This window comes from Actinomycetospora aurantiaca (assembly GCF_037401875.1).
In the GTDB taxonomy this organism is placed as follows: domain Bacteria; phylum Actinomycetota; class Actinomycetes; order Mycobacteriales; family Pseudonocardiaceae; genus Actinomycetospora; species Actinomycetospora aurantiaca.
In genome coordinates this window covers 61,109-80,694 of the sequence record NZ_JBBEGN010000006.1, presented here as the reverse complement: position 1 = coordinate 80,694, position 19,586 = coordinate 61,109, and the positions used below count along the sequence as shown (strand labels likewise).

The window sequence follows — 19,586 nt, the reverse complement described above, 5'->3', positions numbered from 1 at the left end:
GCATCATCCGGTCCGGCCGTCGCAGAACACCTCGGACACCAGGCCGGCGGTGAAGGCCGCGAACGCCTGGCTCTGGGCGACCAGGTCCAGGTCGGCCTCGCCCGTGGTGACCGAGGCGGTGACCGTGGTGTCGCCGGACGGCGAGCTCGCCATGACGGTCGCCCACCCCCAGAAGTTGCCGTGGTGGTGCACGACCGAGCCGCCGCACGGCGTCGGCTCCACGAACACGCCGAGCCCGTAGCCGAGGGTCGGGTCCGGCTCGAGCATCGCCGCGCGGAGGCGGTCGGGGAGCAGCCGCCCGCCGAGCAGGGCCGAGACGAAGGTGTGCAGGTCCGCCGTCGTCGAGATCATGTCGCCGGCGGCGGAGATCCAGGTCGGGTCGAACTCCGTGGTGTCGACGGTCCGCCACGCGTCGTCGGCCGTGAAGCGGTAGTAGCCGTGCGCGTGCTGCACCCGAGCGGGTGGACCAGACGACATCGGGCAACGCGGGGCGTCTTCGGTGGTCGAGAGTGCTCCCGCGTTGCAGCGACACCACCACGCAACGCAACGACTTGTTGCAACGGGTGCGACGGGAACGCTACGGAGGCGTGATGCCGGGCGGCCGACTGACCGAGCAGGAGCGCCGGACGATCGCGGCCGGGCTGCGGGACGACCTGACGTCCGCGCAGATCGCCCGCCGGATCGCCCGGCCGACCTCCACGGTCACGCGCGAGGTCGCGCGCAACGGGGGCGCGACCGCCTACCGCGCCGACCTCGCCCAGTACGCGAGCCGGCTGCGCGGCCGGCGCCGGGCCCCGTCGCGGTCGGGGACACCGCCGTCGGCGGACCCGGGTGACCCGGCCGTCGCCGGCTACCGGGAGGGCCTCGCCGGGGTCTTCGTCGACGCGGGCCTGCCGCGCACGGCCGCCCGCGTGCTGGCCTGCCTCTACACCGCCGAGGCGGACGGGATGACCGCGGCCGGCCTCGCCCGGCTGCTCCGGATCAGCCCGGCGTCGGTCTCGAAGGCCGTCACGCTGCTGGAACGCCAGAGCCAGATCCGGCGGGAGCGCGAGGGCGGTCGCCGTGACCGGTACGTCGTCGACGACGACGTCCTCTACCGCTCCGCGATGGCGAGCGCCCGGGCCACGGCCGACCTCGGCGCGCTGGCCGGCCGCGGGGTGGACGTGTTCGGCCCCGACACCGTGGCCGGAGCACGCCTGGCCACCACCGCGACCGGCGCCGCCGTCGTCGCGGAGCGGATCGCGGCGGCCGCCGACGAGGCCCGCCGGCTGATGCGGGCCGCGGCGGCCTCACCCTGAGGCGATCCGGTCGAGCCACTCGCCCAGCAGCCCCCGCTCCGCCGGGGTCAGCACGTCGAGGTCGTCCAGCGCGGCGCGGAGGGCGACCGCGGAGGCGTCGGGACCCGTCGTCGGGACGGTCTCCTCGGTGGTGATCGCGGCGATGACGGCCTCGCGCGCCGCGTCCGCCAGCCCGGGGTCGCGCTTCTCGGGCGGGACCGCGATCGAGGACAGCGCGACCCCCGACCCGGTCGCGTGCAGCATCCCGACCGCCCGCCCCTCCGGCACCCGCAGCCGGCCGGCGACGGCGATGCGGTGGACCAGGGCCGCGAGCTCGGCGAACGCGGCCCGGGCGGCGGGCGAGTATCCGGTGGCCTGCGGGCGGGCGTACATCAGGCGGTAGAGCGCGGGGCGCTCCCGGGCGAGTCCGAGGTGGAGGTCCCACCCGGTGCGCAGGTCCGCCACCGGGTCGTCGGACGGTTCCCGCACGGTCTTCTCGGCGAGGTAGTCCTCGAACCCCTGCGTGACGACCGCGTCCAGCAGGCCCTGCTTGTCCCCGAAGAGCCGGTAGATGGTCGGCGCCTGCACGCCGGCCGCGGCACCGACCGCCCGGGTCGACACCGCGTCCTCGCCGCCCTCCTCGAGCAGCCGGCCCGCGGCGGCGACGATCCGTGCGCGGGACTCCACGGGTAGCGACGATAACAGGTTCTGGTTAGCGACCTACTGATTCCAGTGCTAGCGTCCAAGCGTTAGCACTGTTCAGGAGGACCGCATGATCGTCGTCACCGGCGCCACCGGCGTGCTGGGCCGTCTCGTCGTCGACCGGCTGCTCGAGCTGGTACCCGCCGAGCGGATCGGGGTGAGCGTGCGCGCCCCGGAGAAGGCCCGGGATCTCGCCGATCAGGGCGTCCGCGTGCGCCACGGGGACTTCACCGACCCGGGCACCCTCACCGAGGCCTTCGCGGGCGCCGACCAGGTGCTCGTCGTCAGCGCGAACACCCTGGGCCCGGACGGCGTCGCGCAGCACCGCGCGGCGATCGACGCCGCCGTCGCCGCGGGGGCGGGCCGGGTGCTCTACACCGCCCACCAGGGCGCACGGCCCGACTCGCCGTTCGCCGCCGCGGCCGACCACGCCGCCACCGAGGACGTCCTCGCCGGATGCGGGGTCCCGTGGACGTCGCTGCGCAACGGCTTCCACGCGAACACCGTGCCGATGTTCCTGGCCGACGCGGCGGACACGGGCGAACTGCGCCTCCCCGACGACGGGCCGGTCGCCTGGACCACGCGCGAGGACCTCGCGGCGGCGACCGCCCGCCTGCTCGTCGATGGCGCCCCCGACGGGCCGACCGCCCCGCTCACCGGCCCGGAGGTGGTGGACTTCACGCAGGTGGCGGCCGTGGTCGGCGAGCTGACCGGCCGGTCGGTGCGGCGGGTCGTCGTCGGACCGGAGGAGTATCGCGAGCTGCTGATCGGCCGCGGCGTGCCCGAGCCCGCCGCCGATCTGCTGCTCGGCTTCTTCCCAGCCGCCCGTCGAGGCGACTTCGCGCCGGCCGACCCGACGCTCGCGGACCTGGTCGGGCGGCCCGCCACGCCGATCGCCGACGTGCTCCGGGCCGCACTCGTGCCCACGTCCTGAGCCCGCCCGGCGACCCGTGATCGCGGCGTCGTGAGCGCGTCGCAGCAGGGCTTGCGCGTGTCGCTCACGACGCCGCGATCAGGGGCTACTCCGCCACGTCGCCCTGACCGCGGCGACCGAGGCCGACCGCCGTCAGGCCGGCCCGGCGCAGGGTGGCCGGGTCGACGATGTTGCGGGTGTCCACCACGATCGGCCGCTTCACCGCCGCGGCGATCTGCGCCCAGTCCAGCGTGCGGAACATCGGCCACTCGGTGAGCACCAGCACCGCCTCGGCCCCCTGCGCCGCCGACACCGCGTCGCCCGCCAGCGGCACCCCGTCGATCTCCGTCGGCGCCGACGCCCCGTCCTTCCCCTCGACGAACGCCGGGTCGAACCCCACCAGCTCCGCCCCGGCCTGCCGCAGCAGCGCCGCGATCGCCAACGCCGGCGAGTCCCGCAGGTCGTCGGTGCCGGCCTTGAACGTCAGCCCCAGCAGGGCCAGCCGCACCCGCGACAACGACCCGGTCCGCTTCCCGGTCACCGCCAGGCGCACCTTGTCCACGATCCGCTGCCGCTGCCGGGTGTTCGTGTCGATCGTCGCGCGCAGCAGCCGGAACTCGAAGTCCGCCGAGTCCGCCACCTGCAGCAACGCGTGCGTGTCCTTCGGCAGGCACGACCCGCCCCAGCCCGGCCCCGGCGACAGGAACGCCTGCCCGATCCGCCGGTCGTAGCCGATCCCCTCGGTCACGTCCCCGATGTCCGCCCCGACCCGCTCGCACAGCTCGGCCATCGCGTTCACGTACGACAGCTTCATCGCCAGGAAGCAGTTCGCCGCGTACTTCATCAGCTCCGCCGACGCCGCGTCGGTGAGCACCGTCGGCGCCCCCAGCCGCGCGTACAGCGCCGCCACCCGCTCCGCGGCGTCCTGGTTGTCCGAACCCACCACGATCCGGTCCGGGCCCAGGAAGTCCTTGACCGCCGACCCCTCCCGCAGGAACTCCGGGTTCGACACCACCGCCACGTCGGTGCGCTCCAGCAGCTCCGCGGTCCGCGCCGCCGTCCCCACCGGCACCGTCGACTTGTTCACCACCACCGTGCCCGGCGCCAGCGCGGCCCCGACCTCCTCGATCACCGACTCCACCGCACGCAGGTCGGCCACCCCACCTGCGCCCATCGGCGTCGGCACGCACAGGAACAGCACCTCGGCCCGCCGACCGTCCTCGAACCCGTCCAGCGCCGCCCCCGCGCCCACCACGAAGGACAACCGACCCGCCGAGGTCTGCTCCGCGACCAGCTCCGCCAGCCCCGGCTCCACGATGTCCACCACACCCCGACGCAGGCGCTCCACCTTCGCCTCGTCGATGTCGGCGCACACCACCTCGTGACCCAACGACGCCAGGCACGCCCCCGTCGTCAGCCCGACGTAGCCCGTCCCCACCACCATGACCCGCCGTGCGAACATCCCTGACACCTCTCCATCGGGATCGATCCGGCGCTCACGCTGCCAGATCACCGTCAGTGAGCGGCTGACTGCGCCCCCGCGGACGCCCTGGTGTCCGGTTCGTCCTGTCTGTACGGTCGCGCCGTGTCCGCCGCCTCGCCCCGGGTGCGACCGCCCGACCCCCTCCTCCTCGAACGCCGGTGGCACGACGCCGGGATGCCGGGCCCGGTCGCGGCGGTCCCGATCCCCGGCGGGGCCGAGGACGGCGTGGTCGGGATGGTCACGGAGGCGAGCTGCCACCACACCGTCGAGGCCGCCCGCCGACTCGCCGTCGGGGGCCCGTTCCGCCCCGCCGTGGTGCAGTTCGGTGGTCTCCTGAGGACCGCGACGGGGACACCGCACCGTGCCGGGATGGCACGCACCCTCGCGGTCGGGCACGCCGCGACCGACGGCCCCGACGCGCACCGCACGCTGGCCGACCGCATCGCGGCCCGGTGCCGCGTGCCCACGGTGCGCGTCGACCTGCGCGTCGGCGACGACCCGGTCCACGTCGCACCGGAGGACCTCGTGCTCGTCGTGCACGGGCCCGAGCACGACCGCTGGGACGTCGTCGACGCCCTGCTCGGCCGCGGCGCGGAGGTCGCCGCGACCGCCCCGGTCCGCCACGACGGGCGCGACCTCGGCGGCGTGGTGTGGGCCCGGCGCCGCATCCGCGCCGGCGTCCGCCCCCTCCGCTGACGACGGTCGGGTCAGCCGGTCAGCCCGGCGACCAGGTCGACGTAGCGCTCCTCGGTGATGCGGCGGTCGTAGCCGAGGCTGTGCCGTCGCGCGGCGCGCCCCATCGCGACACGGCCCTCCCGGTCCGCCAGCATCCGGGCCATCGCGTCGTGCAGGTGCGGCACGGAGAACGAGGGCACCGCGATCCCGCCCTCGCGACCGATCCACGCCAGCCGCGGGAGGTCGAAGTGAATCACCGGGCGGCCGTGCGACATCGCCTCGAGGGCCGTCAGGCTGAAGGTCTCGTAGCGCGACGGCACGACGACCACCGCGCAGCGCGCCAGGGCGGCCTCCTTGGCCGCCCCCTGCACCCGCCCGAGCATCCGCACCCGCGGGTCGCCGTCGACCAGCGCGGCGAGCTTCGCCTCCTCGGCCGCGGTGCCGGACCCGGCGATCTCGAGCGACCCGCCGTCGGGAAGGGCCTCCAGCAGCAGGTCCAGGCCCTTCTGCTCGACGTCGATGCGCCCCAGGTAGAGCAGCACCATCCCGGTGGCGGGGGTGGCCCGCTCGGGGAGCTCCACCCCGTTCGGGATCACCCGCACCGTCGCGCGCGGGCCGGCCGCCGCGACCAGGTCCGCGTCGACGTCGTTCAGCGTCACGTAGTGGCGGTAGAGCGCGAGCCCGCGGCGCTCGATCGCCTCGAACGGCAGGTGGTAGCGCCGCTGCATGTCGGCGCCGCAGAGCATCTGGACGAGGCCGACGACGGGACAGCGCGCGGTCAGCGGCACCAGGCTCGCCGAGACCGGAGGGGTGAGGCTCTCGATCCACACGGCCGGACGGACCACGAGGGCGACCAGCGGCAGGAGCAGCCAGAACAGGATCTGGCCGCCACGGGGGCCGGCCCAGCCGACGGGCAGGTGGACGTAGCGGACGCCGCCGCGGTCCCCGGAGACGGCGCCGCGGTAGGACCCGCAGTAGACCGTGACCGCGTACCCCTCCGCCACGAGACGCTGCGCCACCCGGGCCACGACGGCGGGGCCGCCGCCGGCGTAGTGCGGGTTGTCCAGGTCGTCGTAGATCGAGAGGACGACCCGCCGACGCGCATCGGCCCCGGAACCGCCCATCCCGACATTCCACCCTCTCGTCCGGGGGACCGCGCGCGGTCCGGCGGAGCACCACCGGATCGCGTGCACCGCGGCCGGGACACGGGGTCAGCTCGCCCCGGTGACGGCGTCGACGTAGTCCTGCCGGTCCGATCCCGACGACGGGTCGTCGAGCACGTCCTCGAACGCCAGGAAGAACGCGGCCAGCGCGCACCCGCGGGCGTAGCCGGGGCTGCGGCGGATCTGCTCGGCCTCGGAGTCGGAGTCGGCCGTGCCCCCGGTCTGCGCGGCGGGCGGGCCGGGGTTCTCCCCGACGGCGGCCAGGCCGGCCCGGGCGGCCTGGGCGCGGGCGAACCGGAGGTTCGACCACGTCGCGACGGGCGTCGAGGGACGGGTGCTGGTGCTCGCGTCGTCGGCCCGGCACATGTCCTGGGCGGGGCTCAGGCGCCGCGCGGTCACGGCGGTGGCGTCGTCGACGCCGGTCAGGTCCACGACGACGGTGCTCGCGACGTTCCCGGCCAGCACCGGGAACTGGTCGACGTAGTACAGGCCGCGGCCCAGCGAGCCGTCGCGGTCGCCGGTGCCGTTCAGCAGGGCGTTCGTCGCCGCCGTCAGGTCCGCGGGCAGCACGCCCTTGCCGGGCGCCGGGACGTGCACGGCGCCGCCGTAGCCCGCCCCGCGCAGGGTGTCGGCCTGCCCCTTGACCGCGTACATCAGCGAGCGCTCGTACCAGAGGAACCAGTTCTGTGCGGCGGCCGCGGTGACGGCCGTCCCGTTCCACGTCCGCGTCCCGGGGATCCAGCCCGGCATCGGGGACCGCGGCATCCCGGCCGCGAGACCGGTGCCCTGCTGCGCGTCCGCCCCGAAGGCCCAGAAGCTCTGCAGGAAGCCGGTGCCGGACTCGTTCGGCCCCGGGAAGCCGATCTCGCCCGCGGTGCTCGTGCCGACGCGGATGCCGTCGAGCCGGGACACCGGCAGGGCCGCGACGATGCGGCGGAGGTAGTCGTCCTGCGCGCCCCTCACCGCGGCGGAGAAGACCGTGTCGACCGCGCCGGTCGCCGGGCTGTTCCCCCGCTGGTCCACCAGCGTCGCGCCGGGCAGACCGCGCACCCACGACGGCGGGTACTGCGTGCCGGTCCCCAGCACGACCCGCATCCCGGCATCCAGGCAGGCGGTGACGCGGGCGGCGAGGTCGTCGACGTAGTCGGTGTTCTCGGCGGTGGCGGAGGTGGGGAGCCACCGGTCCCAGTAGGCCTCGACCTCGACGAGGCCGATGCCGGCGGCGCGGTTGGCCGCGATGTCGGCGGCGGTGCAGCCAGAGGCCAGCACGCCCCACGCGGGCCCGGACGCGGCGTGGGCCGCCGGGGCGCGGTGGGCGAGCAGCAGGAGGGGGACGAGGGCCAGGACCACGAGGGCGGCCCGGGAACGGGAGTGACGCAGGAGGGTGAGCACGATCCCTGACATCGCGTCGTCCGGCCCCGGATGGCACAGGTTCGCGGCCCGACCGTCCGGATGGCTCAGCGATTCCACGCACTCGGCGCAGTGCTCAGCGCCCGATCGCCGCCCGGTAGTCCTCCGGGGTGATGCCGCTGCGGCCGGTGTACAGGTCGTCCTCGAAGGCGAGCAGGAAGGCCGACAGCCCGCACCCGCGGGCGTAGTCCACGGCGTACCGGACCTGGTCGGCCTCGCTGTCGGAGTCCGGGTCCCCGCCGGTCGTGGGCCCGGGCGGTCCGGGGTTCTCCCCGGCCGTCGGCAGCCCCGCCCGCGCCGCGGCCGCCACGGTGACGCGCTGGTTCGGCCAGTCGTCGAGGGCGGCGTCCCCGGACACCAGCGCCTCCGCGTCGCCCGGGGTGCACCGGTCCTGCGGCGGGTCGAGGCGCCGGGCGCGCACCGCGGTCGCGTCGTCGAGCCCGGTGACGTCCACGACCGCGCCGGGCACGGTGGCCGCCAGCGTCCCGAGGTCGCCCACGTAGTCCAGGCCGCGGCGCAACGCCCCGTCCCGCACCGCGGTGTCCAGCACCACCGCGACCGCCGCGTCCAGGTCGCGGGGCAGCACGCCGCGCCCGGCGGCGGGGACGTGGACCGGTCCGCCGTAGCCGGCGGACCGGAGGGCGGCGGCGCGGCCGGCGACCGCGCGGACCAGCGCCCCGGAGTACCAGGCGAACCACGCCCGCGCGTCGTCCGGCGTCACCGCCCGGCCCTGCCACGTCCGTTGCCCGGGGATCCAGTCCGGCAACGGGGCGGGCACCTGGCCGGGGGCGAGGCCGATCCCGTGCTGCGGGGCGTCCCCGAACGCCCACCAGCTGTCGAACGCCGCGCCGGACGCCTCCGGGCCGGGGTGGCCGAGCTCGCCCGCGGTGGAGGTCCCGACGCGCACCCCGACGAGGTCCTCGACCCCGACGGCGCCCACGAGCCGGCGCAGGTGGTCGTCGGCCGCGGCGGCGACGGCGGCCGAGAAGACCGTGTCGACGGCGCCGGTCGTCGGGGACCGTCCGGCCTGGTCGAGCACCAGGGCGCCCGGCAGCGCCCGCACCCAGTCCGGCGGGTACTGCAGCCCGCTGCCGAGGACCACCCGGACCCCGGCGGCGGCGCAGCGCCCGACCGTCTCCCGCAGCGCGGCCGCGTAGCCGGCGTCCGTCACGCCGGGCGTGGGCTCCAGGCGGTCCCAGTGCGCCTCCACCACGGCCACGTCGACGCCGGGGACGCGGGCGGCGAGCCGGTCCGGGGCGCACGTCGAGTCGACGACGCCCCACGCGGGGTCCGCCCGCGGGACGGGCGCGTCCGGTGAGACGGGCGCCGCGCCGCACGACGAGACGAGGGCGAGCACGACGACGAACGCGCGGGCCGGCGCTCGTCGCCCCGCACCGGCCCTCACCGGGCCAGCGTGGCCGACCGGACGCCCCCGTCGTCGGGAAGGCCGCCGGAAACCGCCCGATCAGGGCCCGCCCAGGACGGCCCGGCGGTAGTCGTCGCGGGTCACGCCCCACCGCGGGTCGTCCAGCGCCCACTCGAACGCGACCAGCAGGGCGGACAGCCCGCAGCTGCGGGCGTAGCCGGGCGCGCGGCGCACCTGCTCGGCGAGGGTGTCGGAGTCCGGGGTGCCCCCGGTCTGGGCCGCGGGCGGTCCGGGGTTCTCGCCCACCGCGGGCAGGCCGGCCCGGGTCGCCTGCGCGCGGGCGAAGCGCAGGTTCGACCACAGGTGCACCGGGGTGCCCGCGGCGACGCTCGCCGCCGGGTCGGTGGACCGGCACGCGTCCTGGGCCGGGGACTGCCGCCGGGCGAGCACGGCGGACGCGTCGTCGACCCCGCTGAGGTCGACGACGAGCCTCGGGACGCTGCGCGCCAGCACGGGGAACTGGTCGACGTAGTCCAACCCCCGCCCGAGGGACCCGTCGCGGTCGCCGGTGCCGTTCAGCAGCGCGTTCGCGGCGGCCGTCAGGTCGGCCGGCAGCACGCCCCGGCCAGGGGCCGGCAGGTGGACCTGGCCGGTGAAGCGGGCGGCCCGCAGGGCGTCGTACTGGCCCTTGATCGCGGAGGTCAGCGACCGGGAGTACCACCCGAACCAGGCCCGGGCCGCGGCCGCGGTGACGGGACGGCCCTGCCAGGTCCGCTGTCCGGGGACCCAGCCCGGCATCGGCGTCCGCACGGCGCCGGCGGCGAGCCCGGTCCCCTGCTGCGCGGCGGGCGAGAAGGCCCACCAGCTCTGCAGGAATCCGTCGTGCGCCGCGTTCGGCCCGGGGTAGCCGATCTCGCCCTCGGTGCTCGTCCCGAGCCGCACCGCCTCGATCCGCGCCGCGGGCAGGTCCGTGAGCAGCCGCTTCAGGTAGTCCGCCTGCGCGGACCGCACGGCGGCGGAGAAGACCGTGTCGAGCGCGCCGGTGGCCGCCGTGCGACCCCGCTGGTCGACCAGCGCCGCGCCGGGCAGCGCCCGCACCCACGCGGGCGGGTACTGCATGCCCGGCCCGAGCACGACGCGCAGACCGGCGTCGAGGCAGCGGGTGACGCGGGCCCGGAGGTCGGCGACGTAGCCGGCGTCGACCGCACCCGCCCGCGCGGGCATGTAGCGGTCCCAGTACGCCTCGACCTCGACGACGGTGAGTCCGACGGCGCGGTTGGCGGCGACCGAGGCCGCGGTGCAGGAGGACGCCACGACGCCCCACGCCGGCCCCGCGGCGGCCTGGGCCCGACCGGTCGGAAGGGCCGTCGAGACCGCCAGCGCGACGACGACCCCGAGGACGACGGCGACGACCGCGCCGGGCATTGGGCGGACGTGAGGGGCCACGGGGGCTCCGATCGCGAGGGCCGGGCGAGGGGCACCCAGCCTGTCACTCGATCGGAGGTACTACAGCCCTCTTCGTATCACGGAGAGGTGTCGGTTCGGCCGTTCGGGGCCGCCTCGACCCGCTCCTCCACCCGCTCCTCGATGGGCCGGGCCGGGGCCGCCGGGGCCCGCCGGACGAGGCGGCGCATCCACCGCTGCGCGGGGCGCTCCACCACGACGTAGGCCAGCCACGCGAGGACGAAGGCGCCCGCGACGAGCAGGAGGATCCCGACGACGCCCCAGGCCGGTCCCGGGAAGGTGCGGGGGTTCACGACGAGGGAGGCCGCGAGGATCCACGGCACGTGCACCAGGAACAGCGCGACGCTGTACTCCCCGCCGAGCAGCGAGACGCGGGTGGACAGGAAGCGGTCCACCAGGCCGTGGCGCTGGGCCAGGGCCGGCACGACCAGCCCGACGACGGGCAGCGCGAGCATGCTCGGGTACCCGAGCGAGGCGGCGACGACGATCGCGAGCACCGCGACCGCGACGACGGGCCCGGTGACCCGCCCCAGCCACTGCGGGATGCGGGAGCCCACGGCGGCGAGCTGGTAGAGCGCGCACCCGGCCAGGAACGCCCCGAAGGCCCGGGGCAGGGGCATCCCGTAGGTGATCGTCCCGTCGTCGAACCCGAGGAACGAGTAGCAGACCAGCGGGATCGCGCAGGCGACGACGTACCCGAGCACGGCCGCGGTGGGGGTGCGCAGGCGCTGCACCAGCGGCAGGAGCACCGGCAGCACGAGGTAGCAGGCCCACTCCGCGGACAGCGACCACACCGGGCCGTTCCACGTCAGGGCGTCCGCGCCGCCCCAGCCGGAGGTCAGCGTGACCTGCCGCAGCAGGTCCCACGTGAGGTCGCCGCCGTGCGGGATCTCGCGGCCGACGGCCCGCGACCCGAGCACCGCGGCCACCATCACCGCGAGGACCGCGAGGTGCACCGGGTAGAAGCGCGACAGCCGCGCCCACAGGAACTTCCCGAAGGTCGGCCACCCGGGCCACCGCGCGAACGTCCGCGCGTACCCGGAGCTGATCACGAAGCCCGAGAGCACGAAGAACAGGTCCAGGACCACGTAGCCGTGGTGCCAGAAGGGCAGGAAGAAGGCCTCGGTCGCCGGCACCAGGGCGACCGCGAAGGGCGCGAGGTGGACCACCACGACGATCAGCGCGAGGTAGCCGCGGATGCCGACCAGGCTCGGGATGAGCCCGGTCGGCGCGGCGGGGCGGGGTTGCTCAGTCATCGTGGTTCCTAGCCTTGTTCCTAGCCCTGGGGGCCGACACCGATCGGGGCCGAGCCGTCGAGCGGCCGGCTGAAGTCGTAGACCTTGAGGTCGCCGGCCGTGCGGCCGTGCGCGACGAAGACCACCGGGTAGCGCCGGTCGAACTCCGCGATCGTCTCCGGGGTCAGGTCGGCGAGTCCGAGCTCGGAGAGCTGGGTGGAGACGACGCCGTAGCGCGAGTTCGACGCCCGCGGGTCCTGCGCGTCACGCAGCGGGAAGACGCCGTAGCCGGGCATGACGAACTGCGCGGTGTGGTCGCCGAGCGCGATGTGCGTGGTCTTCGGGTCGACCGTGGCGAACAGCCAGGCCGAGAAGCGGCTGTACGTGTCGTCGGTCTGCGACCGGATGCTCCACCAGATCGCCGCGGACCCCGCGAGCACGAGCACGACCGCGAGCGAGGCCGCCACCGCGACCCACCGCCGCGCGCGGACCACCCGCGTCACGAGCAGGCCGGTCACGACCGAGAGCGGCACCGCGAGCAGGTAGAACGTCTGCTCCTCGAGCTCACCGAGCCCCGCGGTGTAGCCGATCGCGCCCAGCACCCCGGCGATCCAGCAGGCCATCAGCCCGAGGGCGCCCTCCCCCGGCGTGCGCTCCCGGCCGCCGAGGTCGCGGGGGTCGGCGAACCGCTCGCCCGGCGCGCCGCGCACCCGCAGCGACCGCCAGGACATCAGCACGAACCACGCCGCGAAGATCGACGCCGCACCGATGAGGACGTACGACGTCCCCGTGAGCGTGAGGTTCGCGGCGATGCGGCTGGTGAACGACGGCGCCTTCGCGGAGTGGAAGCCGGTCTCCTTGACCAGCCCGATCGCGCGGACCACGCCGCCGAGGGTCTGGTCGGCCCACCCGAGGAACCGGCCCGTGGCGAGCGTCCACGTCACGTAGCAGAGGTAGAAGCCGATCTCGCAGCCGAACACCGTGACCGCCTCGCGGCGGCGCAGGCCCCACGAGCAGACCATCATGATCAGCAGCGGCAGCCCGGTGATCAGCCCGGCGTTGGTCTTCGTCGTGATCGCCAGGCCCCACAGCAGGCCGCCCGCCACGAGCAGCACCCACCGGCGACGGCCGGTGGGCGACTCGGCCGCGAGCAGCAGGCACAGCAGCCCGGCGAGGACCCCGAAGAGCATCGGCGCCTCGAGCATGAGGCGGGTGTCGAAGCGGATGACGAACGGGTCCAGCGCGTAGAACGCCCCCGCGACCAGGGCCGCCCACCGCGGCGTGACCCGGCGGGCGCAGGCGACGACGAGCGCGGTGTTGGCGGCCGCGAAGAGCAGGACGGCCGGGCGCAGCGAGAGGACGAACTCGACGGTCATGCTCGTCTGCGCCGCGGCGATGAACCGGCTGAAGTACAGGAACGCCAGCGGCGGGTGCAGGAAGAACGGCGCGTCGAACAGCTGCGGCCCGTTGCCCTCGACGAACGAGTTCGCGACGTCGGCGTACTGGACCTCGTCCATGAACAGCTCGTACGCGGTGTGCTGGTGCAGACCGCGCAGCACCACGGCCGCCGCCACGAGGACGAGCGAGGCGCCGAGGAACACCACGCTCGGCCGGCGCCCGGGCAGCGCGCCGCCGAACGGCCGGTCGCGGTAGAGCACCGCGGTCAGCGGGGCCCCCGGCTCGCGGGAGAACCGGCGGACCAGCCCCGCCGTCGGGCGGTGCAGCAGCAGGAAGGTGCCCAGCACCGCGAGCAGGTCGCGGACCCGCCACTCGATCCCGGCGATGCCGCCGGGCCGGTGCCGCTGCGGGCCGGGCGCGGTGACGAGGAGCCGGCCGAGCGGCGGGGCGGCGCCCGCGGGCAGCCGCCGGCGCCGGTGCCGCGGCGGCGCGAACGCGGCCGGCGGGGCGTCCCCGGCGCGGCGGTGCGCCCCCGAGGCGCGGTGCCGGCCCCGGCGCGGGGTCCGGTCGTCGTCGTCCGACGGCGGGCGCTCGCCGGGCGGACCGTCCCCCGGGTCGCCCGCGGCGTGGCGGCCCCCCGACGACGGCACGCCGTCGGTCCGGGAGTCCTCGACGCGGTAGCTCTCGCGGGCGCGGTGCCCGTGCCGGCCGCGCGGGTCGGGGCGGTGGGCCGATCGGGCCGGCGCGGGCGGCCGCGTCAGCAGGCCGCCGTCCGTGCGGAGGGCGGCGGTGCCGGGCGGGTCCCACCGGCCGTCGGGACCCGCCGTCCGGACCCGCCACGGCACGCGGTCCAGCGGGACGAGGGGGGAGCTGCCGGTCACGCGCCTCCCCGGCCCTCCGCGGCCACCCGCCGGTAGAAGGTGTCCTGGGTCGCGGCCAGCGCGTCCCAGTCGTGGATGCGGGCCAGCTCCGGGCCGCGGCGGGCGGTGACGGCGCGGCGCGGCTCGTCGTGCCACAGCTCGACGAGCGCCTCGGCGTAGGCGGCGGCGTCGAACCCGTCGCGCGTCCCGACCAGGACGCCGCCCTCGGCCGGCACGACCTCGCGCAGGCAGTCGATGTCGTAGGCGACGACCGGGGTCCCGACGGCGAGCGCCTCGACGGCCACGATCCCGAAGGTCTCGAACCGCGACGGCACGGCCGCGACCCGCGCGCGGGCGACCAGCTCGGCCTTGTCCTTCCCGGCGACCCACCCGAGGAAGCGCACCCGGTCGGCGATCCCGAGCTCGCGGGCCCGCCCGCGCAGCACCTCCTCGTCCGGGCCGGTCCCCGCGAGCAGCAGGCAGCCCCCGATCCTCCCGGCCGCGGCCGCCCAGGACTCGAGCAGCAGGTCGAGGCCCTTCTGCGCGATCTCGATCCGCCCGACGAACACCACGTCGCGCCGCTCGGCGACCGGGGCCGGCGGCACGGTGAAGGCCACCGGGTCGACGCCGTTGCCGATGACCGCGACCTCGGCGCGGGGCGCGAGCGCCTGCGTGGCGGCGCCGACGCCGTGCGAGACCGCGACGATCCGGCGGTGCGTGCGCACCGCGAGGCGCTCCACCCAGTGCACCGGCACGTGGTACTGCTCGGCCTTCTCCCGCGCGTTGAGCCACTGCACCACCCCGACGACGGGGCGCCGCGTCCACCGCGGGATCGCCATGGACGAGATCGGGGCGAAGAAGTCCTCGACGACGAGGTCGACCGGCCCCGGGCCCGCGTCGTCGCCGGGGTGCGGGCGCCCGGCCCGCCGCGCGGTGAGGAACGCGGCCGCCATGTAGGCCACGAGGCGGGTCAGCCGGGTCCGGCCGCGCCCGACGTGCGGGTGCACCCAGTGCACCGTGCCCGCGCCGTGCCGCTCGACGCGGTCCTCCGCCCCGGGGTACCGCCCCGTGAGGACGGTGACGTGGTGCCCGGCGGCGGCGAGGCGGCGGTCGATCTCGGCGGTGCGCAGCGCGCCGCCGCCGGACCCCGGCATCGCCGGGTCCTCGAAGGCGAGGTGGAGCACGTGCAGCCCGCCGCGCTCCCGGTCGGGCGGCGCGAGCGCGGCGTCCGGCCCCGGGGCGACCCGACGGCCGAGCACCGGCAGGGCGACCAGCCCGGCGCCGAGCACCACCACGGCGACCAGCCACAGGGCGACGGACGGTCGGGTGAGGCCGAGGACGAGCGTCACCACGACCGCGTACAGCACGCCGACCGCGGCCGCCCGGCCCAGGCCCGGGTCGGGGGCGACGCGTCGGGGCCGGTGGGCGGCCCCGCACACCACCACGGCGACGGCGCCGACCAGCGCGCCCGCCGCGGCGCCGGCGGCCAGCGGCCCGGCGGGGTCGTCGGGCACGAGCGGGAGCCCGGCGAGCGTGCCGGCGGCGCCGAGGGCGAGCCCGGCGGCCAGGGCGGCGACGGCGATCGTCAGCGAGACGGCCAGCGCGCGGCGGGCCCGGACGGCCAGGAGCAGGCTCGCGAGCACCGTCGTCGCGCCCAGGCCGACGCCGAGCACCGCCAGGACGGGCAGCAGGGCCACCGACGGCAGGTAGCGCCCGGGCAGCACGATCCCGACGAGGGCCACGGGCACGGTCGCGACGACCGCGGCCGCGGGGACGACCAGTCGGACGAACGAGACGAGGGCCTCGCGCAGGCGCAGTTCCCGGTCCCGCCCGTGCGCGACGCGCAGCACCGGGAAGCTGACCAGGGCCGTGCCGACCGCGACGTACACCGGCGCCTTGGCCAGCGTCGACACGGCCTGGTAGCCGGCCGCGGCGGTCGAGTCGGCGACGGCGAGGGCCACGACGACGGCGTCCGCGGCGGCGAGGGCCGACAACACGGCCTGGGTCACGGCCACGCCGCCGGTCTCCGCCCACCGGGCGCGGTCGGCGAGGGCGCGCCGGACCGCACCGACCGACAGGCCCCGGAACGGGCCGGTGGACGGCGTCATCGACACGGCGAGGATCGCGATCGCACCGATCGCGAACCCGCCGACCGCGCCCCACGCCCCGGCGCCCACGACGACGGCCGCGACCGACGCGACGAGCCGCACCGCGACCTCGCCGACGGTGAGGGCCGCGTAGCGCCCGAAGCGGTCCTCGCCCTGCAGGAACCCCCAGATCGGGGCGACCGCGAACAGGGCCAGCCCCGACACCGCCGCGGCGAGCGCGGTCGGCACGTCCGACACGGGCCCGACGACGAGCCCGAGCACGACGGCGGCGACGAGCCCGACCAGGACCGACACCCCGACCGCGAAGGCGGTCGCGGCGCGCCGCTCGGGGTCGCCGGCCGGGTGGGCCCGCACCACGTGCGCCAGCGGGAACGGGATGAGGGCCGCCGAGGCCACCCCGGCCGTCCCGACGACCGCCACGGCCGCGGCGAACGCGGTGTACGCGGCGGCGTCGAGCAGGTGGGCCATCACCAGCGTGACCGCGTAGCTCAGCAGCCCGACGAGCCCGCCGGAGGCCGAGAGCATCGTCGCGGTCCCGCCGGTGGCGCGACTCCCGGACGTGGGTGGGGGAGGCGGTGCCCCCTCGGTGGCGAGCAGCGCGGCGGTGCCGACCTCGAGGGGCCCGGTGTCCGGAGCCGCGTGCCGGGGACCGCCCCGTTCCCGGGCCGCGGTCATCTCCCCCGGGTCGAGCTCCGCTGCGCTCCGTCTCCTCATCGCGCCGGGACGACGTCCGAGGGCAGGGTCTCGCCCGAGGTGATGCCGACGATGGCCGGTCCCCCGAGCAGTTCGGGTCGGCTGGCCAGGCGGACGTGCGGGTCCTTGGCCCCCAGCCGCCCGACGACGCCGAGCGCGTCCACCTCGTCGCACCCGCGCAGCAGGGCGAGGACCTGGTTGCGGCCCAGGCAGATCGAGACCTCGTCGGTCAGGCGCAGGGTGGCGGCGGCCTCGGTCGGCTCGTCGTGGGTGAACCGGGCGAGCACCGTCATGTCCGACCGGGCCCGGCGGCGGGTGGCGGCGCGGTGCAGCGCCGACCGGTCCGCGGGCGGGAGGTTCGAGTCGGTCTGGGTGCGGTGGAACGCGCGCATCTCGGAGAGCACGGACCCGGCGAGCAGCTCTGCCGAGCGCTCCCAGGAGAAGCAGCCCGCCCAGGTGCGGCAGGCCTCGGCGACGTCGTTCGCGCGGGTGGGGTCGGCGAGCTCGGCCATCGTCCGCGGGAGGGCGGCCGCGAAATCGTCGATGCCGTCGACGAGCCACCCGGTGACGCCGTCGAGGACGGAGTCGCGGATGCCGGTCGTGCGGATCGCGAGACACGGGACGCCGGCCGCGGCGCCCTCGAGCACGACCAGGCCCCAGCCCTCGCCGTCGGAGGTGGAGGTGGTCAGCCAGGCGGACTCCATCAGCGCGTCGCGCTCGGCGTCGGGGAGGCGGCCGTGGAAGCGCACGACGCGGCCGAGTCCGAGCTCGACCGCCATCCGGCGCAGGGCCGTCAGGTCCGGGCCGTCGCCGATGATCTCGACCTGCAGGTCCGGGATGTCCGGGAGCGCCGCCGACACCGCGTGCAGCAGCAGGTCCACCCGCTTGTGCGGCACGAGACGACTGGTCAGTACGATGGTCGGCCGCTCCGCCCGGCGGCGCACGCCGGACGAGATCGCGGTGTTCATGCCGTTCGGCACCACGTCGATCGGGCCGTCGAAGCGCAGCCGCCGCCGCAGTTCCTGGCGGGTCGACGCGGAGACCGCGACGGTGCGCTTGCCCTGGTAGACGCGCTTCGCGACGCGCCCCTCGAGCAGCCGGCCGACGAGGGCCCCGCCGGCGGAGAACCTCGTCGAGAACTGGTCCTGGTGGACGTGGTGCACGACCTGGACCACCGGCACGGCGTTGCGGGTGAAGACCGGGGAGAAGAACGGGATGCCGTTCTGGCAGTCCACGACGGCGTCGTAGCGCCGACCGCCGCGGAGCAGGCGCGCGGCGGTGCGCAGGTAGACGCCCATGGTGCCGCCGGCGCGGCGGATCTCGATGCCGTCGATCTCGTCGCGGGCGCTCTGCCCGGCGTCGCGCGCGGTCAGCCACGTGACGTGCACGCCCGCGGCGACCCAACGCTTCGAGATCTCGTGGGCGTAGGCCTCGGCGCCGCCTGCCTGCGAGTGCCGGACGTCGCGCCAGTTCAGCACGAGGATGCGGCAGCCCGCGAGCTGCGCGGTCGCGCGCCCGAGGACCGGGATCAGGCGGACCGGGGGCAGGGTCTCCTCGGGCCGGGGCAGGGTCGTCGTCACGGGGCGCTCCCGATGGTGGCGGTGTCGTTCGCGGTGGCCGGGGAGGTGGTGCGGCCGGGCAGGGCGGGGCCGCTGCCGCGGCTGAGCTCGCGGTGCAGCTTCGCGACCGCGGTGAACGCGGCCAGGCCGTCGCGGACCGGACGCAGCGTCGAGCCGGTGGTGTCGGTCCAGGTGACCGGCACCTCCTCGATGTGGCCGCCGTCGTCGCGGATGTGGCGCAGCAGCTCGACGTCGAACGCGAAGCCGGTGGAGCGGCACTTCCACAGCGCGCTCTGCACCGCCTCGCGGTCGAAGAACTTGAAGCCGCACTGGGTGTCGTGGATGCCGGGCAGCAGCGGGCGCGACAGCATCCGGAACGCGTTGCCGCCGAGCCGCCGGCCGAGCGGCTGCTTCGTCGCGATCGAGGCGCCCGGTGCGTGCCGGGAGGCGATCGCGGCGGCCGCGCCGTGGTCGAGCGCCCCCATCACCGGCAGGAAGGTCTCCAGCGGGGTGGACAGGTCGGCGTCGGTGAACCCGACCACCCGCGACCGGCTGGTCCGCAGGCCGCGGATGACCGCAGCGCCCTTGCCCGCCTGCGAGCAGCCGATCGCCACCGCCTCCACGCACCAGCCGGTGGCGACGTTGCACGCGCGGCCGGTGACGTGCAGGACCCCCGCGGCGGTGTCGTCGACGCTGCCGTTGTCCACCACGACGATGCGCGAGGTCCACGGCTGCTCGGACAGGAACGCGGTCATGGCCGCGAGCGTCGCGGGGAGCCGGCCGGACTCGTTGTAGGCCGGGATGATCACCTCGAGGTCGACCGGGGTGCGCGCGCCCGCCTCGGCGGTGGACACGTCGGTCCGGCCGGTGAGCTCCCCGGTGGCGCGCGAGACCTCCCGCGCCACCGCCGCGACGACCGCGTCGTCGACGACGTCCACCAGCTCGGTACTCCGTACCGTCTCCATCAGGTCGGCGGGGCGGAGGTCGGCCGCTCCACGCAGCGCCGGGTGCGGGGACAGGGCGTCCCCTGAGCCGTCCATCACGTTCTGCACGCCCCTAGAATCGACCGTTCAGAGCAATGATTAACCCTTTCGCCTCGCGACCATACAGAGCAGTACGGAGAAACGCCGCAGGTCGAGGGCCACGGACCACCGCATCGAGCCGTGTCGACGGGGCGCGACTTTCACGCCGTCGGGTGACGTGATCGTCGGCGTGTCGGCGACCGTGTCCGGGTCGCGTCGGGAGTCCGGGTCCGCGGGCGGGAGGGCACGCGCGGCTCG

The 19,586-nt window shown here is 76.3% G+C and carries 15 protein-coding genes; 3 read left to right on the top strand and 12 right to left on the bottom strand.

Going from position 1 to position 19,586, the window contains the following annotated elements:
• Positions 1 to 3: 3 nt before the first annotated feature.
• The gene (locus WCD74_RS14195; RefSeq protein ID WP_337695501.1) at positions 4 to 453 is read right to left on the bottom strand and encodes a serine hydrolase; all 450 of its coding nucleotides are present in this window, start codon (positions 451 to 453) and stop codon (positions 4 to 6) included.
• Between the two features lie 137 nt (positions 454 to 590).
• On the opposite strand from WCD74_RS14195, the gene WCD74_RS14190 reads away from it, so the two are divergent.
• Positions 591 to 1,298, top strand: a complete 708-nt coding sequence (locus WCD74_RS14190; RefSeq protein WP_337695500.1) for a helix-turn-helix domain-containing protein — start codon at positions 591 to 593, stop codon at positions 1,296 to 1,298.
• Here WCD74_RS14190 and WCD74_RS14185 read toward each other — a convergent pair.
• Positions 1,290 to 1,964, bottom strand: coding sequence for a TetR/AcrR family transcriptional regulator (locus WCD74_RS14185; protein WP_337695499.1), 675 nt, complete (start codon positions 1,962 to 1,964; stop codon positions 1,290 to 1,292). The two genes, WCD74_RS14190 and WCD74_RS14185, sit on opposite strands and share 9 nt — an antisense overlap.
• A gap of 85 nt (positions 1,965 to 2,049) precedes the next feature.
• On the opposite strand from WCD74_RS14185, the gene WCD74_RS14180 reads away from it, so the two are divergent.
• Entirely contained in the window at positions 2,050 to 2,913 is an 864-nt protein-coding gene (locus WCD74_RS14180; protein ID WP_337695498.1) for an NAD(P)H-binding protein, read from the top strand.
• 85 nt (positions 2,914 to 2,998) lie between these two features.
• Here the strand turns inward: WCD74_RS14180 and WCD74_RS14175 are convergent, their stop codons facing one another.
• The gene (locus WCD74_RS14175) at positions 2,999 to 4,354 is read right to left on the bottom strand and encodes a UDP-glucose dehydrogenase family protein (RefSeq protein ID WP_337695497.1); all 1,356 of its coding nucleotides are present in this window, start codon (positions 4,352 to 4,354) and stop codon (positions 2,999 to 3,001) included.
• 123 nt (positions 4,355 to 4,477) lie between these two features.
• Between WCD74_RS14175 and WCD74_RS14170 the strand changes: the two genes are divergently transcribed.
• Entirely contained in the window at positions 4,478 to 5,071 is a 594-nt protein-coding gene (locus WCD74_RS14170) for a hypothetical protein (protein ID WP_337695496.1), read from the top strand.
• Between the two features lie 11 nt (positions 5,072 to 5,082).
• On the opposite strand, the gene WCD74_RS14165 is transcribed toward WCD74_RS14170, so the two are convergent.
• The 9 genes from WCD74_RS14165 to WCD74_RS14125 form a co-directional block, all read right to left on the bottom strand.
• Positions 5,083 to 6,174: a glycosyltransferase family 4 protein gene (locus WCD74_RS14165; RefSeq protein ID WP_337695495.1), complete on the bottom strand. Its 1,092-nt coding sequence runs from the start codon at positions 6,172 to 6,174 to the stop codon at positions 5,083 to 5,085.
• An 87-nt stretch (positions 6,175 to 6,261) separates the two neighbouring features.
• A complete protein-coding gene (locus tag WCD74_RS14160) occupies positions 6,262 to 7,617 on the bottom strand; it encodes a hypothetical protein (protein WP_337695494.1) in 1,356 nt (451 codons plus the stop codon).
• 82 nt (positions 7,618 to 7,699) lie between these two features.
• Entirely contained in the window at positions 7,700 to 9,028 is a 1,329-nt protein-coding gene (locus WCD74_RS14155; RefSeq protein WP_337695493.1) for a hypothetical protein, read from the bottom strand.
• A 60-nt stretch (positions 9,029 to 9,088) separates the two neighbouring features.
• Positions 9,089 to 10,435, bottom strand: a complete 1,347-nt coding sequence (locus WCD74_RS14150; protein ID WP_337695492.1) for a hypothetical protein — start codon at positions 10,433 to 10,435, stop codon at positions 9,089 to 9,091.
• Between the two features lie 77 nt (positions 10,436 to 10,512).
• Positions 10,513 to 11,709: an acyltransferase family protein gene (locus WCD74_RS14145; protein WP_337695491.1), complete on the bottom strand. Its 1,197-nt coding sequence runs from the start codon at positions 11,707 to 11,709 to the stop codon at positions 10,513 to 10,515.
• 20 nt (positions 11,710 to 11,729) lie between these two features.
• The gene (locus tag WCD74_RS14140) at positions 11,730 to 13,967 is read right to left on the bottom strand and encodes a phospholipid carrier-dependent glycosyltransferase (protein WP_337695490.1); all 2,238 of its coding nucleotides are present in this window, start codon (positions 13,965 to 13,967) and stop codon (positions 11,730 to 11,732) included.
• Positions 13,964 to 16,729: a glycosyltransferase family 4 protein gene (locus tag WCD74_RS14135; protein ID WP_337695489.1), complete on the bottom strand. Its 2,766-nt coding sequence runs from the start codon at positions 16,727 to 16,729 to the stop codon at positions 13,964 to 13,966. The genes WCD74_RS14140 and WCD74_RS14135 overlap by 4 nt, the downstream gene beginning before the upstream one ends.
• Positions 16,730 to 16,764: 35 nt before the next feature.
• The gene (locus WCD74_RS14130) at positions 16,765 to 18,327 is read right to left on the bottom strand and encodes a glycosyltransferase family 4 protein (protein ID WP_337695488.1); all 1,563 of its coding nucleotides are present in this window, start codon (positions 18,325 to 18,327) and stop codon (positions 16,765 to 16,767) included.
• The gene (locus WCD74_RS14125) at positions 18,324 to 19,358 is read right to left on the bottom strand and encodes a glycosyltransferase (RefSeq protein WP_337695487.1); all 1,035 of its coding nucleotides are present in this window, start codon (positions 19,356 to 19,358) and stop codon (positions 18,324 to 18,326) included. The genes WCD74_RS14130 and WCD74_RS14125 overlap by 4 nt, the downstream gene beginning before the upstream one ends.
• Positions 19,359 to 19,586 lie beyond the last annotated feature (228 nt).

Bases quoted from the DNA above. Each gene is read 5' to 3' on its own strand.
- WCD74_RS14180 (WP_337695498.1), top strand. From the start codon at position 2,050: ATGATCGTCGTCACCGGCGCCACCGGCGTGCTGGGCCGTCTCGTCGTC.
- WCD74_RS14135 (WP_337695489.1), bottom strand. From the start codon at position 16,729: ATGACCGCGGCCCGGGAACGGGGCGGTCCCCGGCACGCGGCTCCGGAC.
- WCD74_RS14175 (WP_337695497.1), bottom strand. From the start codon at position 4,354: ATGTTCGCACGGCGGGTCATGGTGGTGGGGACGGGCTACGTCGGGCTG.
- WCD74_RS14145 (WP_337695491.1), bottom strand. From the start codon at position 11,709: ATGACTGAGCAACCCCGCCCCGCCGCGCCGACCGGGCTCATCCCGAGC.
- WCD74_RS14190 (WP_337695500.1), top strand. From the start codon at position 591: ATGCCGGGCGGCCGACTGACCGAGCAGGAGCGCCGGACGATCGCGGCC.
- WCD74_RS14160 (WP_337695494.1), bottom strand. From the start codon at position 7,617: ATGTCAGGGATCGTGCTCACCCTCCTGCGTCACTCCCGTTCCCGGGCC.
- WCD74_RS14165 (WP_337695495.1), bottom strand. From the start codon at position 6,174: ATGGGCGGTTCCGGGGCCGATGCGCGTCGGCGGGTCGTCCTCTCGATC.